The organism is Catenulispora sp. MAP12-49, assembly GCF_041262705.1.
Lineage (GTDB): Bacteria > Actinomycetota > Actinomycetes > Streptomycetales > Catenulisporaceae > Catenulispora.
In genome coordinates this window covers 1-21,440 of sequence record NZ_JBGCCP010000013.1, presented here as the reverse complement: position 1 = coordinate 21,440, position 21,440 = coordinate 1, and the positions used below count along the sequence as shown (strand labels likewise).

General features: G+C 71.6%; 19 protein-coding genes. 12 read left to right on the top strand and 7 right to left on the bottom strand.

Going from position 1 to position 21,440, the window contains the following annotated elements; all coding sequences use genetic code 11:
* Positions 1 to 8: 8 nt before the first annotated feature.
* Positions 9 to 422 carry a hypothetical protein gene (locus tag ABIA35_RS23170; RefSeq protein ID WP_370335129.1) on the top strand — a complete coding sequence of 138 codons (414 nt, stop codon included), beginning with the start codon at positions 9 to 11 and terminating at the stop codon, positions 420 to 422.
* Here the strand turns inward: ABIA35_RS23170 and ABIA35_RS23165 are convergent.
* Positions 419 to 1,738 (bottom strand): condensation domain-containing protein, encoded by a 1,320-nt coding sequence (locus tag ABIA35_RS23165; RefSeq protein ID WP_370359275.1) that lies wholly within the window; start codon positions 1,736 to 1,738, stop codon positions 419 to 421. The genes ABIA35_RS23170 and ABIA35_RS23165 overlap by 4 nt on opposite strands.
* A gap of 207 nt (positions 1,739 to 1,945) precedes the next feature.
* On the opposite strand from ABIA35_RS23165, the gene ABIA35_RS23160 reads away from it, so the two are divergent.
* Positions 1,946 to 3,496: an acyl-CoA carboxylase subunit beta gene (locus ABIA35_RS23160; protein WP_370359415.1), complete on the top strand. Its 1,551-nt coding sequence runs from the start codon at positions 1,946 to 1,948 to the stop codon at positions 3,494 to 3,496.
* Positions 3,497 to 3,516: 20 nt separating this feature from the next.
* Here the strand turns inward: ABIA35_RS23160 and ABIA35_RS23155 are convergent, their stop codons facing one another.
* The 3 genes from ABIA35_RS23155 to ABIA35_RS23145 form a co-directional block, all read right to left on the bottom strand.
* Positions 3,517 to 4,779 (bottom strand): MFS transporter, encoded by a 1,263-nt coding sequence (locus tag ABIA35_RS23155; protein WP_370359274.1) that lies wholly within the window; start codon positions 4,777 to 4,779, stop codon positions 3,517 to 3,519.
* 5 nt (positions 4,780 to 4,784) lie between these two features.
* Positions 4,785 to 5,243 (bottom strand): hydroxyisourate hydrolase, encoded by a 459-nt coding sequence (locus tag ABIA35_RS23150; protein WP_370335123.1) that lies wholly within the window; start codon positions 5,241 to 5,243, stop codon positions 4,785 to 4,787.
* A 79-nt stretch (positions 5,244 to 5,322) separates the two neighbouring features.
* Positions 5,323 to 5,706 (bottom strand): VOC family protein, encoded by a 384-nt coding sequence (locus ABIA35_RS23145; RefSeq protein ID WP_370335121.1) that lies wholly within the window; start codon positions 5,704 to 5,706, stop codon positions 5,323 to 5,325.
* Between the two features lie 148 nt (positions 5,707 to 5,854).
* Here ABIA35_RS23145 and ABIA35_RS23140 point away from each other — a divergent pair, with 148 nt between their 5' ends.
* Together ABIA35_RS23140 and ABIA35_RS23135 are read left to right on the top strand one after the other, a co-directional pair.
* Positions 5,855 to 6,049 carry a hypothetical protein gene (locus tag ABIA35_RS23140; protein WP_370359273.1) on the top strand — a complete coding sequence of 65 codons (195 nt, stop codon included), beginning with the start codon at positions 5,855 to 5,857 and terminating at the stop codon, positions 6,047 to 6,049.
* A gap of 10 nt (positions 6,050 to 6,059) precedes the next feature.
* Positions 6,060 to 7,106 carry a GntG family PLP-dependent aldolase gene (locus tag ABIA35_RS23135; protein WP_370359272.1) on the top strand — a complete coding sequence of 349 codons (1,047 nt, stop codon included), beginning with the start codon at positions 6,060 to 6,062 and terminating at the stop codon, positions 7,104 to 7,106.
* 21 nt (positions 7,107 to 7,127) lie between these two features.
* On the opposite strand, the gene ABIA35_RS23130 is transcribed toward ABIA35_RS23135, so the two are convergent.
* A complete protein-coding gene (locus ABIA35_RS23130) occupies positions 7,128 to 10,484 on the bottom strand; it encodes a BTAD domain-containing putative transcriptional regulator (RefSeq protein ID WP_370359271.1) in 3,357 nt (1,118 codons plus the stop codon).
* Positions 10,485 to 10,907: 423 nt separating this feature from the next.
* On the opposite strand from ABIA35_RS23130, the gene asnB reads away from it, so the two are divergent.
* The 5 genes from asnB to ABIA35_RS23105 all read left to right on the top strand — a co-directional run bounded on the left by asnB (position 10,908) and on the right by ABIA35_RS23105 (position 17,147).
* Positions 10,908 to 12,752 (top strand): asparagine synthase (glutamine-hydrolyzing), encoded by a 1,845-nt coding sequence (gene asnB / locus ABIA35_RS23125; RefSeq protein WP_370359270.1) that lies wholly within the window; start codon positions 10,908 to 10,910, stop codon positions 12,750 to 12,752.
* 129 nt (positions 12,753 to 12,881) lie between these two features.
* Entirely contained in the window at positions 12,882 to 14,489 is a 1,608-nt protein-coding gene (locus tag ABIA35_RS23120) for a beta-N-acetylhexosaminidase (RefSeq protein WP_370359269.1), read from the top strand.
* 52 nt (positions 14,490 to 14,541) lie between these two features.
* On the top strand, positions 14,542 to 15,555 hold the full coding sequence (locus ABIA35_RS23115) for a GNAT family N-acetyltransferase (RefSeq protein WP_370359268.1): 1,014 nt from the start codon (positions 14,542 to 14,544) through the stop codon (positions 15,553 to 15,555).
* A complete protein-coding gene (locus ABIA35_RS23110; protein WP_370359267.1) occupies positions 15,555 to 16,571 on the top strand; it encodes a GNAT family N-acetyltransferase in 1,017 nt (338 codons plus the stop codon). The genes ABIA35_RS23115 and ABIA35_RS23110 overlap by 1 nt, the downstream gene beginning before the upstream one ends.
* A gap of 96 nt (positions 16,572 to 16,667) precedes the next feature.
* Positions 16,668 to 17,147, top strand: a complete 480-nt coding sequence (locus ABIA35_RS23105; RefSeq protein WP_370359266.1) for a phage tail protein — start codon at positions 16,668 to 16,670, stop codon at positions 17,145 to 17,147.
* Between the two features lie 43 nt (positions 17,148 to 17,190).
* Here the strand turns inward: ABIA35_RS23105 and ABIA35_RS23100 are convergent, their stop codons facing one another.
* Positions 17,191 to 17,754 (bottom strand): cysteine hydrolase family protein, encoded by a 564-nt coding sequence (locus ABIA35_RS23100; protein WP_370359265.1) that lies wholly within the window; start codon positions 17,752 to 17,754, stop codon positions 17,191 to 17,193.
* 39 nt (positions 17,755 to 17,793) lie between these two features.
* Positions 17,794 to 18,234 carry a MarR family winged helix-turn-helix transcriptional regulator gene (locus ABIA35_RS23095; RefSeq protein WP_370359264.1) on the bottom strand — a complete coding sequence of 147 codons (441 nt, stop codon included), beginning with the start codon at positions 18,232 to 18,234 and terminating at the stop codon, positions 17,794 to 17,796.
* A gap of 155 nt (positions 18,235 to 18,389) precedes the next feature.
* Between ABIA35_RS23095 and ABIA35_RS23090 the strand changes: the two genes are divergently transcribed.
* The 3 genes from ABIA35_RS23090 to ABIA35_RS23080 are packed head-to-tail and all read left to right on the top strand — an operon-like array spanning position 18,390 to position 21,366.
* Positions 18,390 to 19,469, top strand: a complete 1,080-nt coding sequence (locus ABIA35_RS23090; protein WP_370335099.1) for a dipeptidase — start codon at positions 18,390 to 18,392, stop codon at positions 19,467 to 19,469.
* A gap of 11 nt (positions 19,470 to 19,480) precedes the next feature.
* Positions 19,481 to 20,623, top strand: coding sequence for a M20 family metallopeptidase (locus ABIA35_RS23085; RefSeq protein ID WP_370359413.1), 1,143 nt, complete (start codon positions 19,481 to 19,483; stop codon positions 20,621 to 20,623).
* Entirely contained in the window at positions 20,620 to 21,366 is a 747-nt protein-coding gene (locus ABIA35_RS23080; protein ID WP_370359263.1) for a GNAT family N-acetyltransferase, read from the top strand. The genes ABIA35_RS23085 and ABIA35_RS23080 overlap by 4 nt, the downstream gene beginning before the upstream one ends.
* Positions 21,367 to 21,440 lie beyond the last annotated feature (74 nt).

Genomic DNA, 21,440 nt, shown 5'->3' with positions numbered 1-21,440 from the left:
ATCCGCGTTTGCCCTACCATCTGCTCACTGTCTCGAGCTCACGACGTTCAGGCTCGTGGCTGTATCTCTACCCGACCCTGGCGATCAAGGAACTCGCGGCACGCGTGGCGGATGACCAGGTCCCGGTGCAGGGCGACATACTCCTGCTCCGCTTCCCGAACGGCCAGACTTTCCAAGCGCCTCTCGCCGATTTCGCTATGGAAACGGAACTCCGCGACGGCAAATACGTCGTCCGCCATGATCCCGCGGACCCGGAGTTCACCGTCGTGGTCGCCATCGACGACAAATCCCCTGAGGTACCGGTCGGCACCGAGGTGTCGCTCGACGACTCGCTCCCGACCGGGGGACATCGGACGACCGGCTGGAAGAAGATCATCGAAACCTTCGATTCCATGGCCTGGAAGAAATCGGAAAGCCCCTAGAACCCCTCGCTCAGCACGTTCACCAATGCCCAGGCGAACAGCGCACCGGCCCCCGCCGGCAGCCGCGGGCTCCACTGCACATCGCACTCCATTTCGCCGGACTGGTGGAAGATGCGCACCACCACGTCCGTCTTCTCCTCCAGGAACTTCGGGTACAGATCCGTGGTGTAGCCGATGTTCCCGGCGCGCCAGGCGAGTCCGCGGGGGGTGGTGCGGTAGCTCAGCATGAGGGCGTCGAGGCGGGACTGGCTGTCGGCGCGGCGTTCGGAGCGGGAGACCAGGTCGGTGAACTGGATGTAGCGGCGGCGCAGGTCCTCGCGCCAGTGGGGGGATTCGCGGGTGGCGATGGTCAGGGGTGAGTCGCCCGGGTTCTTGGCGGCCAGCAGGGGGATCTCGTTGATGAAGTAGCCGGTCACCGGGTCGCGGTCTTCGCCGAGGGGGCGGATCGAGGCCGCGGTGGAGATCACCGAGGGTTGGCCGGCTTCGGTGGGCATCGCCCAGTGCACCGCGGCGGTCAGCAGGTGGAACAGGCGTACGCCAGCCGATTCCGCGGCCTTCTCCAGCCGCTCGACGCTGCGGCGCGGCAGGGGTGTCAGGATGCAGCGATCGGACAGCGCGTGCGTACCGTCGGCGGCCGCAGCGCCCGGCAGTGCACCGCCATCTCTCTCGCGCAGTGCACCGCCATTTCCCTCGCGCTGCCACGGCACCGCCGGCGCGAAGCCCTCCGGCAGCCGTCCGTGCCAGTACGCCAGGTCGTCCGCGGCCGCGTCCAGCTCCAGGTCCCGTACGCGCCGTACGAGCTCCGTGTACGACTGCGCGTCCTCAGCCTCCAGCGTGCCGCCGACCGCCTGGCCGAGGCGGTGCGCGAGCCGCGCGTGGCTGGGACCGTCGACCACCAGGTGGTGGCAGATCAGTGCGACATAAGCACGGTCGGCGGCGACGCGCACGACCGCGTAGCGGGCCAGGGCGCCGCCCTCGCAGTCGAAGGGACGCGCGGCGACCTCGTCGATCAGCGCGCGGGCCGCCGTGGCGTCGCCGCCGGGCAGGTCGAAGACCTCGGTGGCGGGCGCGGTGTCGTCGAGCCGGTAGCAGACCTCGCCTGTGTCCTCGTCCAGGCCCATGCGCACCCGCAGCGCCGGGGTCGCGGCGTTCAGCCGGCGGCCGGCGTCGGCCAGGTCCTCGGCGGTGAAGGAGCCCGCGACGTCGATGACGGTCGTGACGTTGTACGCGCACTCGTACAGCCCCTTCATCTCCGCGAAGAACATCGCGGCCTGGGAGGCGGTGGCGGGAGCGGAAGCGGCGGGTTTGGCAGACATCAGACTTGCCCTTCATCGATGGGACGCGACGGGGTACCCCGCTGCTGAGCCTAGTTGCGGCAGGCGATCGGAAGTAGCTTTCGAATATCAATATAGGAACATACAAAAGGCTGCCCCTGCCTGCGGCGATGCTCCGATGCCGGTTCACGGTTGGGCCGCTGATAGCGCCCGGATAGGGCCCGTGGCGAATCTGGCGCCGTGCCCCCAATCCGGTCCGCACCGCTCGACCTCGCCGTCCGCCCCGTCCCGCTGCCCTCGGCCGTGGCCGACCTCGAACAGCGCCTGGCCCAGGCGCGCGCCGCCTCCACCCCCGAGGCCATCGCCAAGCAGCACGCCAAGGGCAAGCTCACCGCCCGCGAGCGCGTCGACCGCCTGCTGGATCCGGGCTCGTTCCTGGAGGTCGACGAGCTGACCCGGCATCGCGCGACCCGCTTCGGGCTGGCCGCGAACCGGCCGCTCGGCGACGCCGTGGTGGTCGGCAGCGGCACGGTGTTCGGGCGCCGGGTGTGTGTGTTCGCGCAGGACTTCACCGTCTTCGGTGGGTCGCTGGGGGAGGCGGTCGGCGAGAAGATCGTGCGGCTGCTGGACCTGGCCGCCACGATGCGCTGCCCGGTGGTCGGCATCAACGACAGCGTCGGCGGACGCCTGCAGGAAGGCGTGGTCGCGCAGGCGCTGTACGGGCAGATCTTCCTGCGCAACGTCCGGCTGTCCGGCGCGGTCCCGCAGATCTCGATGATCATGGGCCCCTGCGCCGGCGGCGCGGTCTACTCCCCGGCGCTCACCGACTTCGTGATGATGGTCGAGCACACCTCGCAGATGTTCATCACCGGCCCGGAGGTGGTGCGGGTCATCAGCGGCGAGGAGATCGGGCTGGAGGACCTCGGCGGCGCCCGCGTGCACAGCACCCGCTCCGGCAACGCGCACTTCATGGCGCCCGACGAGGACGCCGCCATCGCCGAGGTCAGGGAACTGCTTTCCCTGCTGCCCGCCCACAGCGGCGAGCGCCCGCCGGTTCGGTCCCACCGGCGCTGTTGGGTCCCGGACGGTGCCCTGGATGCCGAATTCGATCCGGTGCTCGATCAGATGGCCGGAAACATCGGTGAGCCGGGCTTCGATGTCCGGCGCGTGCTGGACCGGATCCTGGACGACGGCCGCCTGCTGGAGGTCCACCGCCTGTTCGCACCGGAACTGGTCGTCGGGTTGGGCCGGATGGGCGGCCACACCGTCGGCGTGGTGGCCGGCCAGCATGCCGACGGTGTGGCCGACGGCTGGCTCAGCGACGACGCCGCGCTGAAGGCCGCGCGCTTCATCCGCACCTGCGACGCATACAACATCCCGCTGCTCACCCTCGTCGACTCCCGGGGCTTCCGCGCGGGCCACGACGGCGACGCGGTGACAGCCGGCCAGGTCGGCAAACTCGCGCACGCCTACGCCGAGGCCACCGTGCCGATGGTGACCCTGGTGCTCGGTGAGGCGATGGGGGAGGCGTACTCCGTGCTGGGCTCCCGCCACATCGGAGCCGACATGTACCTGGCGTGGCCGACCGCGCGCATCGGCATCCACGGCCCGGTCCCCGCCGAGTTCGCCGTTCAGCACGAAGCCGAGATCGCAGACCCCTACTACGCCGCCGAACGCGGCTACGTCGACACCGTGATCCGCCCGGCGGTCACGCGCGACGTGCTCACCCGCGGCTTCGAAGCGTTGCGGGAGAAGGAAGTCCAACGGCCGCCGCGCAAACACGAGAACATGCCGTTGTAGCCACTAGTGAATTAGACTGCTCACACAGCCTTCCGCCGCATCTCACGCCACACCGGAAACGCCAACGGCGTCAACGACATGGCCACGAACACCACCGCCGCGATCATCAGCGTCGGATCCAGTCCCAGCACCTGCGCGCCGATCCCGGCCAGCAGCGGCCCGAACGGCATCCCGGCCCACGCGCTGGCCTTCACCGCACCCATCACCCGGGCCACCAGGTGCGGCGGAATCCGCTCGTAGAAGACCGCGCTCATCAGGGGATTGATCGCGCCGCCCGCGCAGCCGGCCAGGGCGGTGACCGCCAGGACCAGCGGGACCGTCGAGGACAAAGCCAGTACCGCGTAGCGTGGCGCACCGCCGAGCAGCAGACCCGCCACGAACGTCGCGCGCCGGGGCAGCCGCGGACCCAGCCACGCCCCGCCGAACGTGCCCAGCAACGCGCCGAGCGCGGCCGCGCCGGTGATCAGACCGAGCAGCACCGGGCTGTGGCCGCCGTCGCGGATCCACACCGGGACCAGCACCGAGTTCAGGCCCTGATCCAGCAGGTTCGTCACCGCGACCATGGTGACCAGGCCGAGCAGCAGACGGTCGGAGGTCAGGAAGCGCAGCCCCGTGGCCAGGCGGCGCAGATAGCCGCGGCCGATGTCGCTCTCTGCTTCAGTGCCGGCGAGCTTGCCGGAATGCGCGTCGTCGGCGGGCAGCGTGAACGCCAGCAGGACCGCCGAGGCCGCGAACGTGCACGCGTTCACCAGCACCACGTTCGCCGTCCCGATCGCCACCACCAGCACACCGGCCAGCGGCGGCCCGAGGAGCTGCCCGGCACGCGCCGTCCCGGTCGCCAGCCCGGCCGCGCGCTCCAGCGCCACGTCGGCGCGTGCGGCCGCAAACGGGAGCAGCGCGGTGGTCGCGCAGTCTGCCGTCCCGCGAGCCGCTCCTATGACGAACACCGCCGCCGCCAGCACCGGATAGTGCAGCGTCCCCAGCGCCGACAGCAGCGGCACCACCGCCGCGGCGCAGGCGGCCAGCGTGTTGCCGGCCAGGCAGACCCGGCGCGCGCCGACGCGGTCCACGAGCGGGCCGCTGAGCACCTGGAGCAGGACGTAGGGCACCAGCTCGGCGAACACCAGCGCCCCGACGGCCGAGGCGCTGTGGCTGGTGGTCACCGCGAGCCAGGGGATCGCCAGCGCGGACATCGCGATGCCGGAGACGGAGACGGCGTTCGCGATGAGCAGGCCGGCCAGCGGTGCGCGGGAGGCGCGGGAGGCTCGGGCAGTGAGTGTCACCGTGCTCATTCTTGTGCAAATCGGCCCTCGGGCCCGTGAGGCTGCCGCCGGGTGTCGGGGTGGGTGTCGGGGACACCATTGGCGGCACTGTCGGCGACGATGCCGGCCGCGCCGGGCATACGCGGCGGGATCGCGCCGGAGTCCTGGAACGTGCAGTAGGAGTGCGGGGAGATGAACAGCGCCAGCCGCAGGTCCTCGTGCGCGTCGGTGACTCTGAACTCGACGATGGCGCGCGGGTGCAGCGGGACGCTGCCCAGGCCGTGGTAGTACCCGTCGAGGTCGAACACCAGCTGGTAGGTGCCGCGGCCGGCCGGGTCGGGGCACAGCTCCAGCCGGCCGTCGCCGGCGGTACGGCCCGTGGACAGGTCCTGCCACCCGGAATCGCCGCGGCGCCGGAGCCGGGCGCCCAGCTCGGCGCCGGGCACGCCGAAGGCGACATCGATGACGAGGACGGACAACTTCACCCGAAAACCATCGGGACCGTTCCTATCGCCGTGGCATCGGGACGGCATCGGACCCGCGGGGCGTCAGTCCAGACAGAATTCAGTCCAGACAGAACTCGTTGCCCTCGACGTCCTGCATCCCGATGCAGGACTCGTTCTCCTCGTCGCCCAGCAGGACCTGCACCTGCGTCGCGCCCAGCGCGACCAGCCGGTCGCGTTCGGCCTCCAGGGCGGCCAGCCGCTCGGCGCCGACCAGGCCGGTGCCGACGCGGACGTCGAGGTGCACGCGGTTCTTGACGGTCTTGCCTTCGGGGACCTTCTGGAAGTAGAGCCGCGGGCCCACGCCGTTCGGGTCGACGCAGGCGTACGCCCGGCCGTCCTGGCCGGCCGCCGGGACGTACCCCAGGACCTCACACCAGAAGCGGGCGACGCGGTCGGTGTCGTGGCAGTCGAAGGTGACTTGGAAGTGTTGGACCGATGCCATGGAGCCAGCTTAGGGCGCCGGTGATCTCGAAAAGGCGTTCGATAAGCGACAGTTGGTGAGCGGATAAGCCCTCTGCGTAGCTTCGCCACCGCCGGACCGCCCACACCGACGCTGGATCCGGCGCCAACTCTCACGAAGGGTGCTGCCGATGACCGCCATGTCCCCCCGGGCCCGCCACTCGCGGATCGCCGCCGGTCTGTTCCTGCTCTCCACGGCCGCCGGGGCCACCGCCCTGGCCGCCGGACCGGCCGCCGCCGCGCCCGCGTCGCACGCCTCCGCAGTCCACGCCGCCGATCAGGCCCCGAACCCGGCCGCCGCCCCGGGCAACACGGTGTGGGACTGACGGCCCGGCCATGATCGAGCTGCGCAGCGACACCTTCACCGTCCCGACCGCCGCGATGCGCCGGGCCATGGCCGAGGCCCGGGTCGGCGACGACGTCTACGGCGAGGACCCGACGGTCAACCACCTGGAGGAGTACGCCGCCGCTCTGCTGGGCAAGCAGGCCGGCTGCCTGCTCCCCAGCGGCACCATGGCCAACCTGGCCTCGATCCTGGCCTGGGCCCCGCGCGGCGGCCGGCTCCTGGTCGGCGCCCGCACCGACGTGTACTGCTACGAGGCCGGCGGCTACTCGGCGCTCGGCGGCGTGGTCTGCACCCCGATCCCGAACCGCTCCGACGGCGGCCTGGACCCGGCGGACCTGTGCGCGGAGTTCGACGACACGGACGACTCGCAGATCGCCCCGGTCGCCCTGATCTGCCTGGAGAACACCCAGTGCCAGTGCGGCGGCACGGTCCTGAGCCCCGAGCACGACCAGGCCGTCCGCGCCCTCGCCGACGCCCGCGGCGTCCCGATCCACCTGGACGGCGCCCGCATCTTCAACGCCGCCGTGGCCACCGGCCGCCCGGTCGCGGACGTCGCAGCGGTCGGCGACACGGTCCAGTTCTGCCTGTCCAAGGGCCTGGGCGCGCCGATCGGCTCGATGGTCGTCGGCACGACCGAGGCCGTGGCACGGGTGCGCCGCATCCGCAAGATGCTCGGCGGCGGCATGCGCCAGGCCGGCGTCATCGCCGCGGCCGGCCTGCTGGCCCTGACCGAGATGGTCGACCGCCTGGCCGAGGACCACTCCAACGCCGCGCGGCTGGCCGCCGGTCTGGCCGGGCTGCCGGGGCTGCGCGTACAGGTGCCGCAGACCAACATCGTGATGTTCGACGTGCTCGACGAACGGCTGACCCAGGCCGCCTTCGTCGCCGCGGCGCACGCGCGGGGCGTCGCGGTGATGGAGCTCGGCGGGCGGGTCAGGGCCGTGACGCACGCCGGGGTCGACGCCGAGCAGATCGATCGGGCGGTGGAGGCTTTCGCGGCGGTGCTGGCGAAGACGCCGGTCGCGGTGGTGGGGTAGCGGAGCTTCGGTGTCGCGCGCTCAGCCCCCCTGCCCCGACTCGCCGCCCCCCACCTCCGCCAGCAGCGCCGCGATCTCCCCGGCCAGATCCCTGGCCTCGCTCACCGTCATCGCCGTGGCCACCGTCGCGGCCTGCCACCAGTCGCCCACGGCGCCGGAGGTGTCGCCGCGCTCGTCGCGGATGCGGCCGCGCAGCACCAGGGCCTGGGCCGAGGCCAGGCCCTCGCCGAAGGCCTCGACCGCGTGGTCGGCGTCGTCGGCGGCTTCGGCCAGGTGGCCGGCGGCCAGTTCCGCGCGCGCCAGTGTCAGGGCCGCGCGACCGCCGAGGTTGCGGTCGCCGACGGCCTCGGCCGCCTCCAGCGCCTGGCGCAGCACCTCCACCGCCGGGCCCGGGTGGCCGTCCTCGGCCTCGGTGGCGCCCAGGCCCATCAGGGCGTGGCACTCGCCGATGCGGTCGCCGGTCTCCCGGACCGTCGCCAGCACCTGCCGATAGGCCTCCCGCGCCCGCTCCATGTCGTTGCGGTGCCGGTACATGTCGCCGAGCCGCAGCTGCACCTGCGCGGCCACCCGGCGCACGCCGGTCTCCGCACAGATCAGCTCCGCGCGGGTCAGCAGGTCGAAGGCCGCGCCGTCGTGGCCGCGCGCCAGGTGCACCTGCGCGATGCTGTTCAGGACGTACGCCTCCGCGACGCGGTCCCCGGCCTCGCGGAACGTGACCAGCGCGTCCGTCCAGCGCTCCAGCGCGCGGTCCAGGTGGCCCTCGCGGCGGTCCAGGACCGCGACGTTGCGCAGCACCAGCGCCGCGCCGTAGCTGTCGTCCAACTCCCGGTAGAGGGCCGAGGCCCGGTCGAACTGCTGCCGGGCGCCGGCGTTGTCCTGCTCGAACATGTGCAGCGAGCCAAGCGAGTAGCGCATCGCCGCCTCGCCGCGGCGGTCGCCGGCCTGGCAGACCGCCTCCAGCGCGGTCTCGTGCGTCTCGCGCCAGTCGCCGTAGTAGGACCGGGCCTCGAACAGCGCGACCGAGGACATCGCCAGGCTCCACGCCTTGTCGGCCAGCCCGCGCGCGGCAGCCTGGCGCACCGCCGCCACCAGCGACAGGCGCTCGCGCTCGAACCAGGCCAGCGGGTCCTCGATCAGCGGGGCCACCGCGTCCTGGGGGAGCGGCCAGGTCGTGGCGTCGTCTGAGGGCAGCAAGTGGTCGCCGGAGTACTCCCGCTCGTGCGCCAGCTTGGCTAGGAACAGGTGCGCGCCGATCAAGCGCTCCAGCGCCTGGTGGCGCTCGTTCGGCGGGTCCTCGGCCAGCAGCCGCTCCCGGGCGAAGGGGCGGACGATGTCGTGGAACCGGTAACGCGTCGGCGCGCCATCAGGGCCCTGCTCGATGTCGATGAGGTAGGCCTCGGTCAGCTCCTCCAGCAGGTTCTCCGCGTGCCAGACGTCGGCCTCCAGCAACGGCGCCGCGACCCACGCCGCGAAGTCCGGGCCGCCGAACAACGCCAGCCGCCGGAACAACTGCCGCGCCTCGGCCGACAGCCCCGCGTAGGTGACCGAGATGCTGGCCCGCATCCCGACGCCCTCGTGATTGAGCTCGTCCAGCTGCCGCGACTCGTCGATCAGCCGGTCCACCAGCGCCCGCACGCTCCAATGCGGCCGCGCCGCCAGCCGCGCCGCGACGATCCGCAGCGCCAGCGGCAGATGCCCGCACAGCCGGCACAGCTGCGCCACCGCCTCGGGTTCGGCCCGGATCCGCGCGCCATCGGCGACCCTGCCCAGCAGCGCCACGGCACTGTCGTCGCTGAACGTCCCGACCTCCAGCCGCACCGCCGCCGGCACCCCGGTCAGCCGCCGCCGGCTGGTGACGATCACCGAGCAGCCCGGCCCGCCCGGCAGCAGCGGCTGCACCTGGTGCTCGGTCATCGCGTCGTCGAGCACCACCAGAACCCGCCGGTCGCCCAACAGGTCCCGATACATCTCGGCACGCTCCTCCAGGCCCTCGGCCAACGACGGCCCGGCGACCCCGAGCGCCCGCAGGAAGCGCTCCAGCACGTCGGCCGGCGCGACCGGCTGGTCGCCGTCGCGCAGGCGCGCGTAGAGCTGGCCGTCGGGATAGGACTCGGCCAGCCGGTGCGCGACGTGGACCGCCAGCGTGGTCTTGCCGACGCCGCCCTGGCCGTAGAGCACGGTCACCGGCAGCACCGCCGGACCGTCGTCGACGGTGCGGACCACCGGCATCTCCGACACGATGCGCGCGATCGCCTTGGCCCGGCCGGTGAAATCCGGAATCGCCGGCGGCAGCAGTCGGGGGGTTGGAGGCAGCGGACGGACAGCGGGGCGGCGCGCGCCGGGGGAGACTCCGGGGGCCATGGCAGGGTCCTGCGTTATGCCGACGGCGGCGGACATCGTCGGCGGGACCGACGTCGTGGCCGGAACCTGCGGCGGCGGCGGTGCGATCGCGGCGCCGGGCTCGGCGGCGAATCCGGCCTCGGTCCCGGCGAGGGCGCCGGCCTCGGTGGCGAGCGCAGGCTCGGCTCCGGCAATAGGTCCGGCAACAGGCCCGGCGACAGGCCCGGCAACCGGTCCGGCGCTCGCCGCCGCGGCGGCTGCTGCCGCCGCCGCCGCGACCGCGCTCGTCCCCGCGGCCGTCCGCTCATCGACCTCGCCGGTCAGGATCGCCTGATGCAGCCGCCGAAGCTCCGGACCGGGCTCGATCCCCAGCTCCTCCTTCAGCGTCCCGCGCGTCGCGCGATACACCTCCAGCGCCTCGGCCTGCCGTCCGGCGCGGTACAGCGCGGTCATCAGCAACAGCCGGAAGCGCTCGTTCAGCGGGTACTCGTGGCAGACCCGCACCAGTTCCCCGACCAGATCGCCCCGGGTGCCGGCCTCCAACTCGGCCTCCAGGCACACCTCCAGCACGTTCAGCCGGCGCTCGTTCAGATGCGCCACGCTGTGCTGGACGACGTCTCCGACCACGTTGGCCAGCGCCGGCCCCCGCCACAGTGACAGTGCTCTGCGGAACTCGGCCGCGGCCTCGGTGATCCGCCCCCGGCCCAGCAGCGTGTGCCCGTCGGCCGCTGCCTGCTCGAACACGCGCGCGTCCAGCACATCCGTGCCGAGCCGGAACAGGTAGCCGGGGTTGCGGGTCCGGATCCGCTCCGGATCGCCGAGCAGCCGCCGCAGCGCCGAGACACAGATCTGGATCTGCGCCCGCGCGGTGGCCGGCGGCCGGTCGCCCCAGACCGCGTCGACGAGCCGCTCGACCGGGATGATGGTGTCCGGCTGCAGCAGGAACATGGCCATGACCGCTTGTTCGCGCAGTCCGCCGAGTCGGATCGGCACCCCTTCGCCGACGATCTCCAGGGGTCCCAATACGCGGAAGTCCATACCGCCACTGTCAGCATTCAAAGCAAGTCGACACTCTGTCTCTCCCAGGACCCTGTGGACCGCTGGAGCCGACCCCCTGGTGTTGCCGCGTCGGACACCACTGCGCCTGATCGTGCCGATGGTGGCGCAGTGTGTCAAGAACATCAACTCTCGGATACCGCGGGTTCGGGCCGTTCCGGGGAACCGGTCGCGGGCGCCGTTCCGACTGGACAGGCGAGAAGCGAATCAGGCCACGGATGCCGATGATGCTTAGCAAGGCGAATTATATGGTCGGCGCCCGGGTCGCCGATTTCCGCAGATGGGCGGTCCGTCCGCTTTGTCAACGTGTTCCGGCCAAAAGTTCACCATCTGCACAGTTCGCCGATACCGGCCAACCGGGGCCCGGGTAAGGGCTCTGTGTTACCGGGCGGAAAGGAACATCTCATGTGTGGAATCACCGGGTGGATCTCCTACGAGCGCGACCTGCGCGCCGAGGAGCGCGTCCTGGACGAGATGACGGCCACGATGGAGTGCCGCGGACCCGACGACCGCGGTGCCTGGATCCAGGGTCCCGCCGGGCTCGGGCATCGCAGGCTGGCCATCATCGACCTGCCGGGCGGCCGTCAACCGATGAGTACCGAGGTCGGCGGGCACAGTGTGGTCATCGTCTACTCCGGCGAGACCTACAACTACACCGAACTGCGCTCCGAGCTCGCCTCGCGCGGGCACCGGTTCACCACCGAGTCGGACACCGAGGTCGTGTTGCGCGGATATGTCGAATGGGGAGCGGCCGTCGCCGAGCGCCTGAACGGCATGTACGCCTTCGCGATCTGGGACGGCCGCGACAGCAGACTGCGCCTGGTCCGCGACCGCATGGGAATCAAGCCCCTGTATTACACGCCGACCCTCGATGGGGTGCTGTTCGGCTCCGAGCCCAAGGCGATCCTGGCCAATCCGCTGTCCCGGCGCGCGGTCGGCGTCGCCGGGCTGCGCGAGCTGTTCGTGATGGTCAAGACCCCGGGGCACGCCTTCTGGGAGGGGATGCGCGAGGTCGAGCCGGGCACCGTGGTCACGGTCGGCCCCGAGGGCGTGCGCACCGAGGCGTACTGGACGCTTCAGACCCGGGAGCACACCGACGACCGGGACGCGAGCGTCGAGCATGTCAGGGAGCTGCTGGAGGACATCGTGCGCCGCCAGCTCGTCGCGGACGTCCCGCGCTGCGTCCTGCTCTCCGGCGGCCTGGACTCCTCCACCCTGACCGCGCTGTCCGCCCGGCAGCTGGCCGCGACCGGGCAGAAGATCCGCAGCTTCGCCGTCGACTTCGTCGGCCAGGCCAAGAACTTCGTGCCCGACCCGATCCGCGCCGACCCCGACACCCCCTTCGTGCACGCGGTCGCCGAGCACTCCGGCACCGTCCACCAGGACATCGTGCTGGACGCCGAGGCCCTCACCGACCTGGACGCCCGGCGCACCGTCATCCGGGCCCGCGACATGCCCGCCGGCTTCGGCGACATGGACACCTCCTTGTATCTGCTGTTCAAGGAGATCCGCGACCACTCCACGGTCGCCCTGTCCGGGGAGTCGGCCGACGAGGTGTTCGGCGGCTACCAGGACTTCTTCAACGAGGACGCGCGCCGCGGCGGCACGTTCCCCTGGCTGGTGAAGTACATCCAGAACTTCGGCGACGACATGACCCTGCTGCGTCCGGAGCTGCGCAAGGCCTTGGACATGCAGACCTACATCAAGGACTGCTACGAAACGGCGGTGGCCGGCATCGAGCGCCTGCCCGGCGAGAGCGACTTCGAGTTCCGCATGCGCCGGGTCTGCAACCTGTACCTGACCCGCTTCGTCAGGGTCCTGCTGGACCGCAAGGACCGGCTGAGCATGGCCGTCGGCCTGGAGGTGCGGGTGCCGTTCTGCGACCACCGGCTGGTGGAGTACGTCTACAACGCGCCGTGGGCGATCAAGTCCTTCGACGGCCGCGAGAAGTCGCTGCTGCGCGAGGCGGCGGCCGACGCGCTGCCCCGCGCGGTCTACGACCGGGTGAAGAGCCCGTATCCGTCCACGCAGGACCCGCGCTACGCCATCGCGCTGCGCGCCCGGGTCGCCGATCTGCTGGCGCAGCCCGCGCACCCGGTGTTCGACTTCGTCGACGCGATCTCGGTGCGCCGGATGGTCGACGACTCCGATCCCGGGATCATGCAGGCGGCGCGGCGGGGGTTGGAACGGACGCTGGATCTGGCGCTGTGGTTGGAGATGTACAAGCCGGAGGTGTCCTTCACCGTCTGAGCCGACCATCTGGGCCGACCGTCTGAGCCGACCATCCGAGACGACCATCTGAGACGCGTTGACCCGGTAGGGGTCCCGCAGTACCTTCACCGAAGTTAACCACCTTTACTACAGTTAAGTGGTGACTTCATGAGACCTCTGACGATGTTCCGCCGGGTCCGGCTGGCGCTGCTGGCAGCCGCCCTCACGCTCGGCATGACCATGGCCGGTGCTGCCGGTGCTGCCGGTGCTGCCGGGGCCTCCTCCCCGGCGGCCGCCGCCTCGTTCCCGAACGTCGTGGTGCCGGTACCGGTGTCGGAGACCGCGAACGGCTTGACGTTCACGCTGGCCGCTTCGGCGACGCTGACGGCCGACGACGCGAACGTCGGCGGCTACCTGGCCGGGATCCTGCGCGCCTCGACCGGTTACGCGCTGCCGCTCACCGTCGGCGCGACGACGCCCGGCACGATCGCGCTGTCCCTGTCCGGCGCGCCGGCGACGGTCGGCGCCGAGGGATATCAGCTCACGATCACGGCGGGCTCGGTGCGGGTTCAGGCGAACTCGGCCTCGGGCCTGTTCCACGGCGTGCAGACGTTCCTGCAACTGCTGCCGGGCCAGGTGATGAGCCCGACCAAGGTGACCTCCGTGACGTGGAAGGCCACCGGCGGCACGATCCTGGACTACCCGCGGTACGAGCACCGCGGGGCGATGCTGGACGTCGCGCGGCACTTCTTCACCGTCGCCCAGGTCGAGCACTACATCGACGAACTGGCGCTGTACAAGGTGAACTACCTGCATCTGCACCTCTCGGACGACCAGGGATGGCGCATCGCCATCAACTCCTGGCCGAACCTGGCGACCTACGGCGGTTCGACCGAGGTCGGCGGAGGCGCCGGCGGTTACTACACGCAGGCCGACTACACCGCGATCGTGAACTACGCCGCGTCGCGCTACATGACGGTGGTCCCGGAGATCGACACCCCCGGCCACACGAACGCCGCGCTCGCCTCGTACGCGTCGTTGAACTGCAACGGGGTCGCGCCGCCGTTGTACACCGGGACGGACGTCGGCTTCAGCTCGCTGTGCGTCTCGCTGCCGCTCACCTATACGTTCCTGGACCAGGTCATCGGCGAGATCGCGGCACTGACCCCGGGGCCGTACATCCATATCGGCGGTGACGAGGCCAGCTCCACGACGCAGAGCGATTACGTGTCCTTCATCAACCAGGAGCAGCAGATCGTCGCCAACCACGGCAAGGCGGTCATGGGCTGGCACAACATCGCCGCCGCGACCCTGGCCCCGTCCACGGTCGCGCAGTTCTGGGACACCACCAAGTCCAACAGCGCGCTGGCCGCCGCGGCCGCCAAGGGCACGAAGATCATCATGTCCCCGGCGAACCACGCCTACCTGGACATGAAGTACACGAAGAAGACCACGCTGGGCCAGAACTGGGCCGGGTACGTCGACGTGAACGCGGCCTACGGCTGGGACCCGGGGAACTACCTGAGCGGCGTCAGCTCCTCGGCGATCGCCGGCGTCGAGGCGCCGCTGTGGTCCGAGACGCTCGTCACCTCCGCGAACATCGACTACATGGCGTTCCCGCGGCTGCCGGCGCTGATGGAGCTCGGCTGGTCGCCGGAATCCACCCACGGCCAGAGCGCGTTCGACGCGCGGCTGGGTGCGCAGGGGCCGCGCTGGCATGCGATGGGGGTGGACTACTACAAGTCGACGCAGGTCACGTGGCCGACCGGATCTTGACGGCGGAGGTGTTCTAGCATCAGGGGTTCGCCGTGAGAAAGGCAGATCCCTGATGCCCGTCGAGATACGCCCGTTCGATCCGAGCTCGGCCTCCGAGGCCGAGCTGGCCGAGTACTACGCGGTGTCGACGGCCGTCCTGGCCGTCGACCACCCCGACGTCTGGCCGCCGACACTGGCTGAGTTCGTCGAGACGATCAGGCGGCCCCTGACGGTGCTGGGCCCGGTCCGGCGCTGGGTGGCGCGGGACGCGGGCCGCATCGTCGGGACCGCGTCGGCGATCCAGCCGGAGCACGAGAACACGCACCTGACGATCGTGCAGGTCACCGTCCTGCCGGAACGGTGGCGCCAGGGTGTCGGCACCGCCGTGCTGCGCGGGGTGCTTCCCGACGTGCGCGCGGACGGCCGCACCGTCGTCATGGGGTACAACGTCAAGGCCGACGCCTCCGGCGAGTCGTGGGCACGCAAGCTCGGCTTCGTCCGCACCCACGGTTACGTCAAGCAGACCCTGAAGCTCGCCGACGTGGACCCGGGACTGTGGCAGCGTCCTGTCGCCGCCGGATTCCGGCTGGAGAGCTGGTCCGGTGCGGCGCCGGAGGCGTTGCTCGTGGAGTATGCCCGCGCCCGCACGGCCATCACCGACGCCCCGACCGGCGAGTCCACGCTGGAGTTCGAGGACTGGACCCCCGAGCGCGTCCGCACCCACGAAGCGGACTTGCGTTCCCGCGGCGTCCTCATCCGCGTCACGGTGGCCGTCCACGAGGACAGCGGCCGGGTGGCGGGCTTGACCGAGCTCGAAGTGTCCGAAGGCGGACGCCGCCGTGCCATCCAGCAGGACACCGCCGTCATGGCGGACTTCCGCGGGCACGGCCTCGGCCTGGCCGTCAAAGGGGCCACGCTGCGCTGGCTGACCGCCGAGCAGCCGGGGGTCGAGCAGATCTTCACGCAGACCGCTCACGACAACGTGCACATGATCCGGATCAACCACGCGCTGGGCTTCGTCACCACCGCGGCGTTGTCAGAGCTCGAAGTCGGCGTCGCCGAGCTCGCCAAGCGGTTGGAGGTCTGATGGTGGTCGAGATCCGTCCGTTCGATCCGCCCTCGGCTTCCGCGGACGAGCTGGCCGCGAGCTACGCGGTGATGGTCGCCGTCCAGTCGCTGGACCATCCGGAGCAGAAGCTGCCGACGCTTGAGCAGTACATCGAGCTGATCAGCGTGCAGAACTCGCTCGCCGGCCCGATGCGGCGCTGGCTGGCCCGCGAGGACGGCCGCGTCGTCGGCCACGCCTCCGCGATCTACCCGGAGCCCGAGAACCGGCACATGACGATCGCGCGGATCATCGTCACTCCGGAGCGGCGACGCCGGGGCGTCGGGACGGCGCTGCTGCGCACGATCCTGCCGGACCTCGGCGCCGACGGCCGCACGGTCGTGGTCGGGCACGGTGTGAAGACCGACGCCTCCGGCGAGCAGTGGGCCCGGGCGCTGGGCTTCGTCCGCACCCACGGGTTCATCCGCCAGATCCTGACGATCGCCGACGTGGACCCGGCGCTGTGGCAGCACCCTGTCGCCGACGGGTTCCGCCTGGAGCGCTGGACCGACGCGGCGCCCGAGACGCTTCTCGCCGCATACGCGCGGGCCCGCACCGCCATCACCGACGCCCCGAGCGGGGAGTCCACGATGGCGCACCGGGAGTGGACGCCCGAGCGCGTCCGGCTCCACGAGGAGACCCTGCGGGCCGGGAACTGGGGCAACCGCGTGCTCGTGGCCGTCCACGAGGACAGTGGCGAGGTCGCGGCCGCCACCGAGCTCAGCGTGCGCGCCGAGCAGCCCACCCGCGCCTTCCAGGGCGACACCGCCGTCGTCGCCGAACACCGGGGACACGGCCTCGGCCTGGCCGTCAAGGGCGCGATGCTGCGCTGGCTGACCGCCGACCGGCCGGACGTCGAGCACGTCTCCACGCAGACCGCTCACGACAACGTGCACATGGCCCGGATCAACTTCGCGGTGGGCTTCACGACCGACGCGGCGTTGTCCGAGCTCGAAGCCGATCTGGGCGACCTGGTCAAGCGCCTGGCGGCCGAATAGGGGGAAACGCCGCAGGCCTCGTCGCCCTCCGGACGGTCGCAGTACTCTGACGTCCGGTGCCCGGTACGCGGGCCCTGACGAGGGGGTATGCGGATCATGACGATTCAGCCCGGGGGCGGCGCGCCGGTTCTCGCGGTGTCCGTGTTCGTGCTCTCGGCGCCGGACCTCGGCGGGCCGGGGGTCTCGAAGATCGTGTTCCAGCAGCTCGTCGGAGTGAACAGCGAGATCGATCCGGCGCAGTACGTCACCACCGCCCCGGGCGGCACCATCGTGCACACCAAGCAGATGGGGCAGACCGTGCCGCCGAGCGTGACGCTCAAGCGCGGCATGGACGCCGACAAGACCCTGTGGCAGTGGCACCAGCTGGCGCTGAACGGCGACCCGGCCGCGCTGAAGTCCGCCGTGCTGCAGATGTACAACGCGGGCGACTTCGCCGCCGGCAAGCCGCCGCTGTCGACCTGGGAGCTGGAGAACGCGTGGTGCGCGAAGATCGCCTTGGCCGGTGCGGACGCCGGGGCCGGCAGCGTGGTGTTCGAGACGGTGGAGATCGTGTGCGACAGGATCTCGCCGGCCTGAGCCTGAGCCTGAGTTTGAGCCAGGGCGCGGGGCCCGGCCCGGCCTAGCCCCGCGAGTTCTCCACCAGCGCGAGCAACTCCTCGGTCGTCCCGGTCTCGGCGATCCTGGGGAAGATGTTCTGAACGCTGTACGCGTGAGCCTCCGGCGTCCGGTCGGTCATCGCGTCGATCGGCAGGCTCACGTGGAAGCCGTCCTCGTGCGCGCTGCGCGCCGTCGACTCCACGCCGCCGCTGGTCGAGATGCCCGTCACCACCACCTGCGTGACGCCCAGCGCGCGCAGCCGGTCGGCCAGGCCGGTCCCGGCGAAGGCACTGCGGGCGTGCTTGGTGACGACCAGGTCCTCGGGCCGCCGATCGAGTTCGGGGACCAGCTCCGTCCAGCCCTCCGGGAAGGTCCGCGGCGCGCCGGAGGCGGCGTCGGTGCGTCCCGGGGGCGAGCCCGCGACGTTCACCAGGACCACCGGCAGGCCGTGCTTGCGGAAGGCGGCGGCCAGGGCCGCGCTGCGGGTGACGACGTCCTCGGTCGGGTGCGTCAGGGCCATGGCGGTGATGCCCGTCTGCAGGTCGATCACCACCAGCGCGGTGGTCGGGTCGAGCGTGGAGAACATGGGGTGTGTTCCTTCCGGGGATGGTGACGGCGGGGTGGATCAGGACCCGGCGAGCCGCCGGAGCAGCTCGACGCTCGCCGCGAGCTGCTCCAGCTCGGCGGGGCTGAGGGTGGCGGTGATCGCCGTGGTGAGCCAGTCCTCCTTGGCCAGGCGCCCGGTGCGGAACTGCTCCCGCGCCTCGTCGGTCAGGCCGAGGATCGTCTTGCGGCCGTCGCTCGGATCGGCGGAACCGGCGACCAGCCCGGCGTCCACCAACGCGGCCACGATCGCCGCCATCGACTGCTGCCGGACGCCCTCGGCACGCGCCAGGGCCGTGGCCGTCGTCGGCCCGTCGCGCTCCAGCCGGCCGAGGACGGAGGACTGCGACTTGGTCAGGTCGCTGCCCTCGGTCTGGGCCCGCAGCCGCCGCAGCACCTGACCGAGGGTCACCCGCAGCTCGTGCGCGACCGTCGCGGCGCGCGCCGGATCGGCTTCTTCCACGTCGGCGACGCTATCAGAAAGCACAGCCAACTGAACAGTTGGCTGTGTATTCGACGCCTGGACTCCGCCGTTCGTTTGATCCGACGAACCAGGCCTCCGGAATTCGTCTGACCGCACAACGACGCCGGTACCCCGCCGCGGGCACTGTGGCGGCCATGGGAACAACCGAAGGCCTCGAAGCGGCGACGCTGGAGCTGCACCAGCGCGCGGTGGTCGCCGACACCCACAACGACCTGCTCTGCTCGGTCGTCCTGCGGCCGCCTCCGCAGTGGCCCGACTACTTCCGCGCACAGTGGCTGCCGCAGCTGCGGGCCGGCGGCGTGGATATCCAGGTGCTGCCGGTCTTCATCGACGACAGCTTCCGCCCGGAGGGCGCGCTGCGCCAGACGCTGCGCATGATCGAGGCCGCGCACCGGATCGCCGAGGGCAACGGCGACGAGGTCAGCCTGTGCCTGGACGGCGCCGACATCGACCGCGCGCTGGAGGCTGGGAAGATCGCGCTGGTCCTGGCCTTGGAAAGTGCCCCCGGCATCGACGCCGACGTCGAACTCCTCACTACGCTGTTCCGGCTCGGCGTCCGGATCGCTTCGCTGGCGCATTTCGGCCGCACGCCGCTGGCCGACGGCTCGGCCGAGGACGCCGCGGGCAGTCGGCTGACCGCTGCCGGGGTGGAGGCGCTGGCCGAGATGGAGCGTCTGGGGATGCTCTTCGACGTCTCGCACCTCGGCGCAGCCGGCGTGGACCACGTGCTGGAGCTGGCGACCCGGCCGATCATGGCCACGCACTCCTCGGCCCGGGCCTTGTTCGACCACCACCGCAACCTCACTGACGCGCGCTTGGCAGCCATCGCGGCTGGAGGCGGGGTGGTGTGCGTGAACTTCTTCCCCGGCTTCCTCGACGAGCACGAGCCCTCGCTGGCCCGCCTCGTCGACCACATCGAGCACGTCGGCAAGGTCGCCGGCGCCGACCACGTCGGCATCGGCCCGGACTTCGTGGTCGAGGTGCTTCGGGACGTGACCCCGGGCGGCGTCGAGCTCGGCATGATGGCCGGCTGCGATCCGTTCGCCACGCTGCCCGGTCTGCCCGGGCCCGCCGGGCTGCCGCTGCTCACCGCCGAGCTGCTGGCCCGCGGTATGGACGAGGCGGTCGTCGCGGCCACGCTCGGTGGCAACATCCTGCGGTTGTTCAGGGCCGAACTCGGCGTGCCGGCCGAGCGTCGCGGGGTCGCCGCGTGAACACGACTGCTATGACCGCCATGGATCTGCCGTCGATGCTCGCCGACCTGGAGACCCTGGTCTGCTGCGAATCCCCGACCGCAGACCGGGCCGCGACCAGCCGTTGCGCCGACCTGTTCGCGGACATGGGCTCCCGGCTGCTGGGGATACCCGCCGAGCGGCTGGACCACGGGGGAGCGGCCCAGCTGCGCTGGCGCTTCGGCGCCGGAGACCGTGTCCTGCTGCTCGGCCACCTCGACACCGTCTGGCCGCACGGCACGCTCGAACGCCTGCCCTTCGCCGTCACCGACGGGAAGGTCACCGGCCCCGGCTGCTTCGACATGAAGGCCGGACTGGTGCAGATGCTGCACGCGCTCGCCGCCCTGCGACCGAACGGGCGGAACGGGCAGAACGGGCCCGACGCCCTTGACGGTGTCAGCATCCTGGTCACCACCGACGAGGAAGTCGGATCCCCGGCGGCCCGCACGCTCATCCAGGACGAGGCCCGCCGCAACCGGGCGGTGCTCGTCCTGGAAGCCAGCGCCGGCGCCGACGGTGCGCTGAAGACGGCCCGCAAGGGCGCCGGCTGCCACCGCCTGCACGTCCAAGGCCGCGCCGCGCACGCCGGACTCGAACCCGAACGGGGCGCGAACGCCGCCGTCGAGCTCGCGCACCAGATCCTGGAGATCGTGAAGCTCGCGGACCCCGAGGCCGGTACGACGGTCACGCCGTCGCTGACCGCCGCCGGGGACTCGGCGAACACCGTGCCGGCCACCGCGCAGGTCGCGGTCGACGTGCGCGCCTTCAGTGCCGAGGAACAGGCGCGCGTCGGCGCGGGCCTGGAAGCCCTCCGGCCCCGCCTGGACGGGACCTCGCTGCGGATCGAGCGCGGCCCGGAGAGCCCGCCTCTGCCCCCTGAGTCCTCCAGCGAGCTGTTCGCCCGCGCCGAGCGCGCCGCCGCCCGGCTGGGCATGCCGCCGCTGCGCGGGATCGCCGTGGGAGGTGGCTCGGACGGCAACTGGACCGCCGCCGTCGGCACCCCCACGCTCGACGGCCTCGGCGCCGTCGGCGGCGGCGCGCACGCCGAGGACGAGCACGTCCTGGCCGAGGCGATGCCCGAGCGCGCGGCGCTGCTGGCCGAGCTGGTGGCCGACCTGCTGGGAGCACGTCCGTGAGTACGGCACAGCACGCACACACCCAGGCGCGGGCGGCGGCGGCCGCGGCGGGGGTCACCATCAGGGAGCTGACCGAGCCGAAGGACCACGACGCCGCCGCCGGCCTGATCGCCGGGCTCTGGAGCGTCGAGCCCGGCCAGTCGCCGATGCCCAGCGGCCTGCTGCGGGTCATGGCCTACGAAGGCTGCTACGCGGCCGGGGTCTTCGACGACGAGGACGGCGGCCGGCTGATCGGCGCCGCCGCCGGGTTCCTCGCCTCCGACGGCGACGCCGGCGGCAACCACCTGCACTCGCACATCGCCGGCGTACTGCCGGAGGCGAACGGCCGGCACGCGGGCTTCGCGCTCAAGCTCCACCAGCGCGCCTGGGCCCTGAGCCGCGGGATCGGCCGCATCACCTGGACCTTCGACCCGCTGATGCGCGGCAACGCGTACTTCAACATGGCGAAGCTCGGTGCGCAGGCCTCCGGCTACCTGGTTGACTTCTACGGCGAGAAGTTGCACGACGGAGTCAACGCCGGGCAGGGCAGCGACCGGTTGCTGATGAACTGGGTCCTGGACGCGCCGCGGGTCGTCGCGGCGGCCGGCGGACAGCGCGTCGCCGAACCGGAGCTGGAGCCGCTGCTCGGCGCCGGCCGGGCGGTGCTCGCCGAGACCGACGTCGCCCCGGACACTGCGGCCGAAACCACGGCGATTAGTACGACTGCAAGTACTACCTCTGGTGCTAGTGCAGCGCCGCATTGATCCTTCGGGGGTCATGCGGCTTTGAGTGGGCTGCCGTCGTAGGTCCAGCGGTAGGGCTTGGCGTCGTGTTCGTC

What these genes read in the sequence shown, in the direction of transcription:
- ABIA35_RS23165 (WP_370359275.1), bottom strand. Translation starts at nt 1,738, where the DNA reads ATGTCTGCCAAACCCGCCGCTTCCGCTCCCGCCACCGCCTCCCAGGCC.
- ABIA35_RS23145 (WP_370335121.1), bottom strand. Translation starts at nt 5,706, where the DNA reads ATGGCATCGGTCCAACACTTCCAAGTCACCTTCGACTGCCACGACACC.
- ABIA35_RS23140 (WP_370359273.1), top strand. Translation starts at nt 5,855, where the DNA reads ATGACCGCCATGTCCCCCCGGGCCCGCCACTCGCGGATCGCCGCCGGT.
- ABIA35_RS23135 (WP_370359272.1), top strand. Translation starts at nt 6,060, where the DNA reads ATGATCGAGCTGCGCAGCGACACCTTCACCGTCCCGACCGCCGCGATG.
- ABIA35_RS23130 (WP_370359271.1), bottom strand. Translation starts at nt 10,484, where the DNA reads ATGGACTTCCGCGTATTGGGACCCCTGGAGATCGTCGGCGAAGGGGTG.
- asnB (WP_370359270.1), top strand. Translation starts at nt 10,908, where the DNA reads ATGTGTGGAATCACCGGGTGGATCTCCTACGAGCGCGACCTGCGCGCC.
- ABIA35_RS23120 (WP_370359269.1), top strand. Translation starts at nt 12,882, where the DNA reads ATGAGACCTCTGACGATGTTCCGCCGGGTCCGGCTGGCGCTGCTGGCA.
- ABIA35_RS23115 (WP_370359268.1), top strand. Translation starts at nt 14,542, where the DNA reads ATGCCCGTCGAGATACGCCCGTTCGATCCGAGCTCGGCCTCCGAGGCC.
- ABIA35_RS23110 (WP_370359267.1), top strand. Translation starts at nt 15,555, where the DNA reads ATGGTGGTCGAGATCCGTCCGTTCGATCCGCCCTCGGCTTCCGCGGAC.
- ABIA35_RS23105 (WP_370359266.1), top strand. Translation starts at nt 16,668, where the DNA reads ATGACGATTCAGCCCGGGGGCGGCGCGCCGGTTCTCGCGGTGTCCGTG.
- ABIA35_RS23100 (WP_370359265.1), bottom strand. Translation starts at nt 17,754, where the DNA reads ATGTTCTCCACGCTCGACCCGACCACCGCGCTGGTGGTGATCGACCTG.
- ABIA35_RS23090 (WP_370335099.1), top strand. Translation starts at nt 18,390, where the DNA reads ATGGGAACAACCGAAGGCCTCGAAGCGGCGACGCTGGAGCTGCACCAG.
- ABIA35_RS23085 (WP_370359413.1), top strand. Translation starts at nt 19,481, where the DNA reads ATGACCGCCATGGATCTGCCGTCGATGCTCGCCGACCTGGAGACCCTG.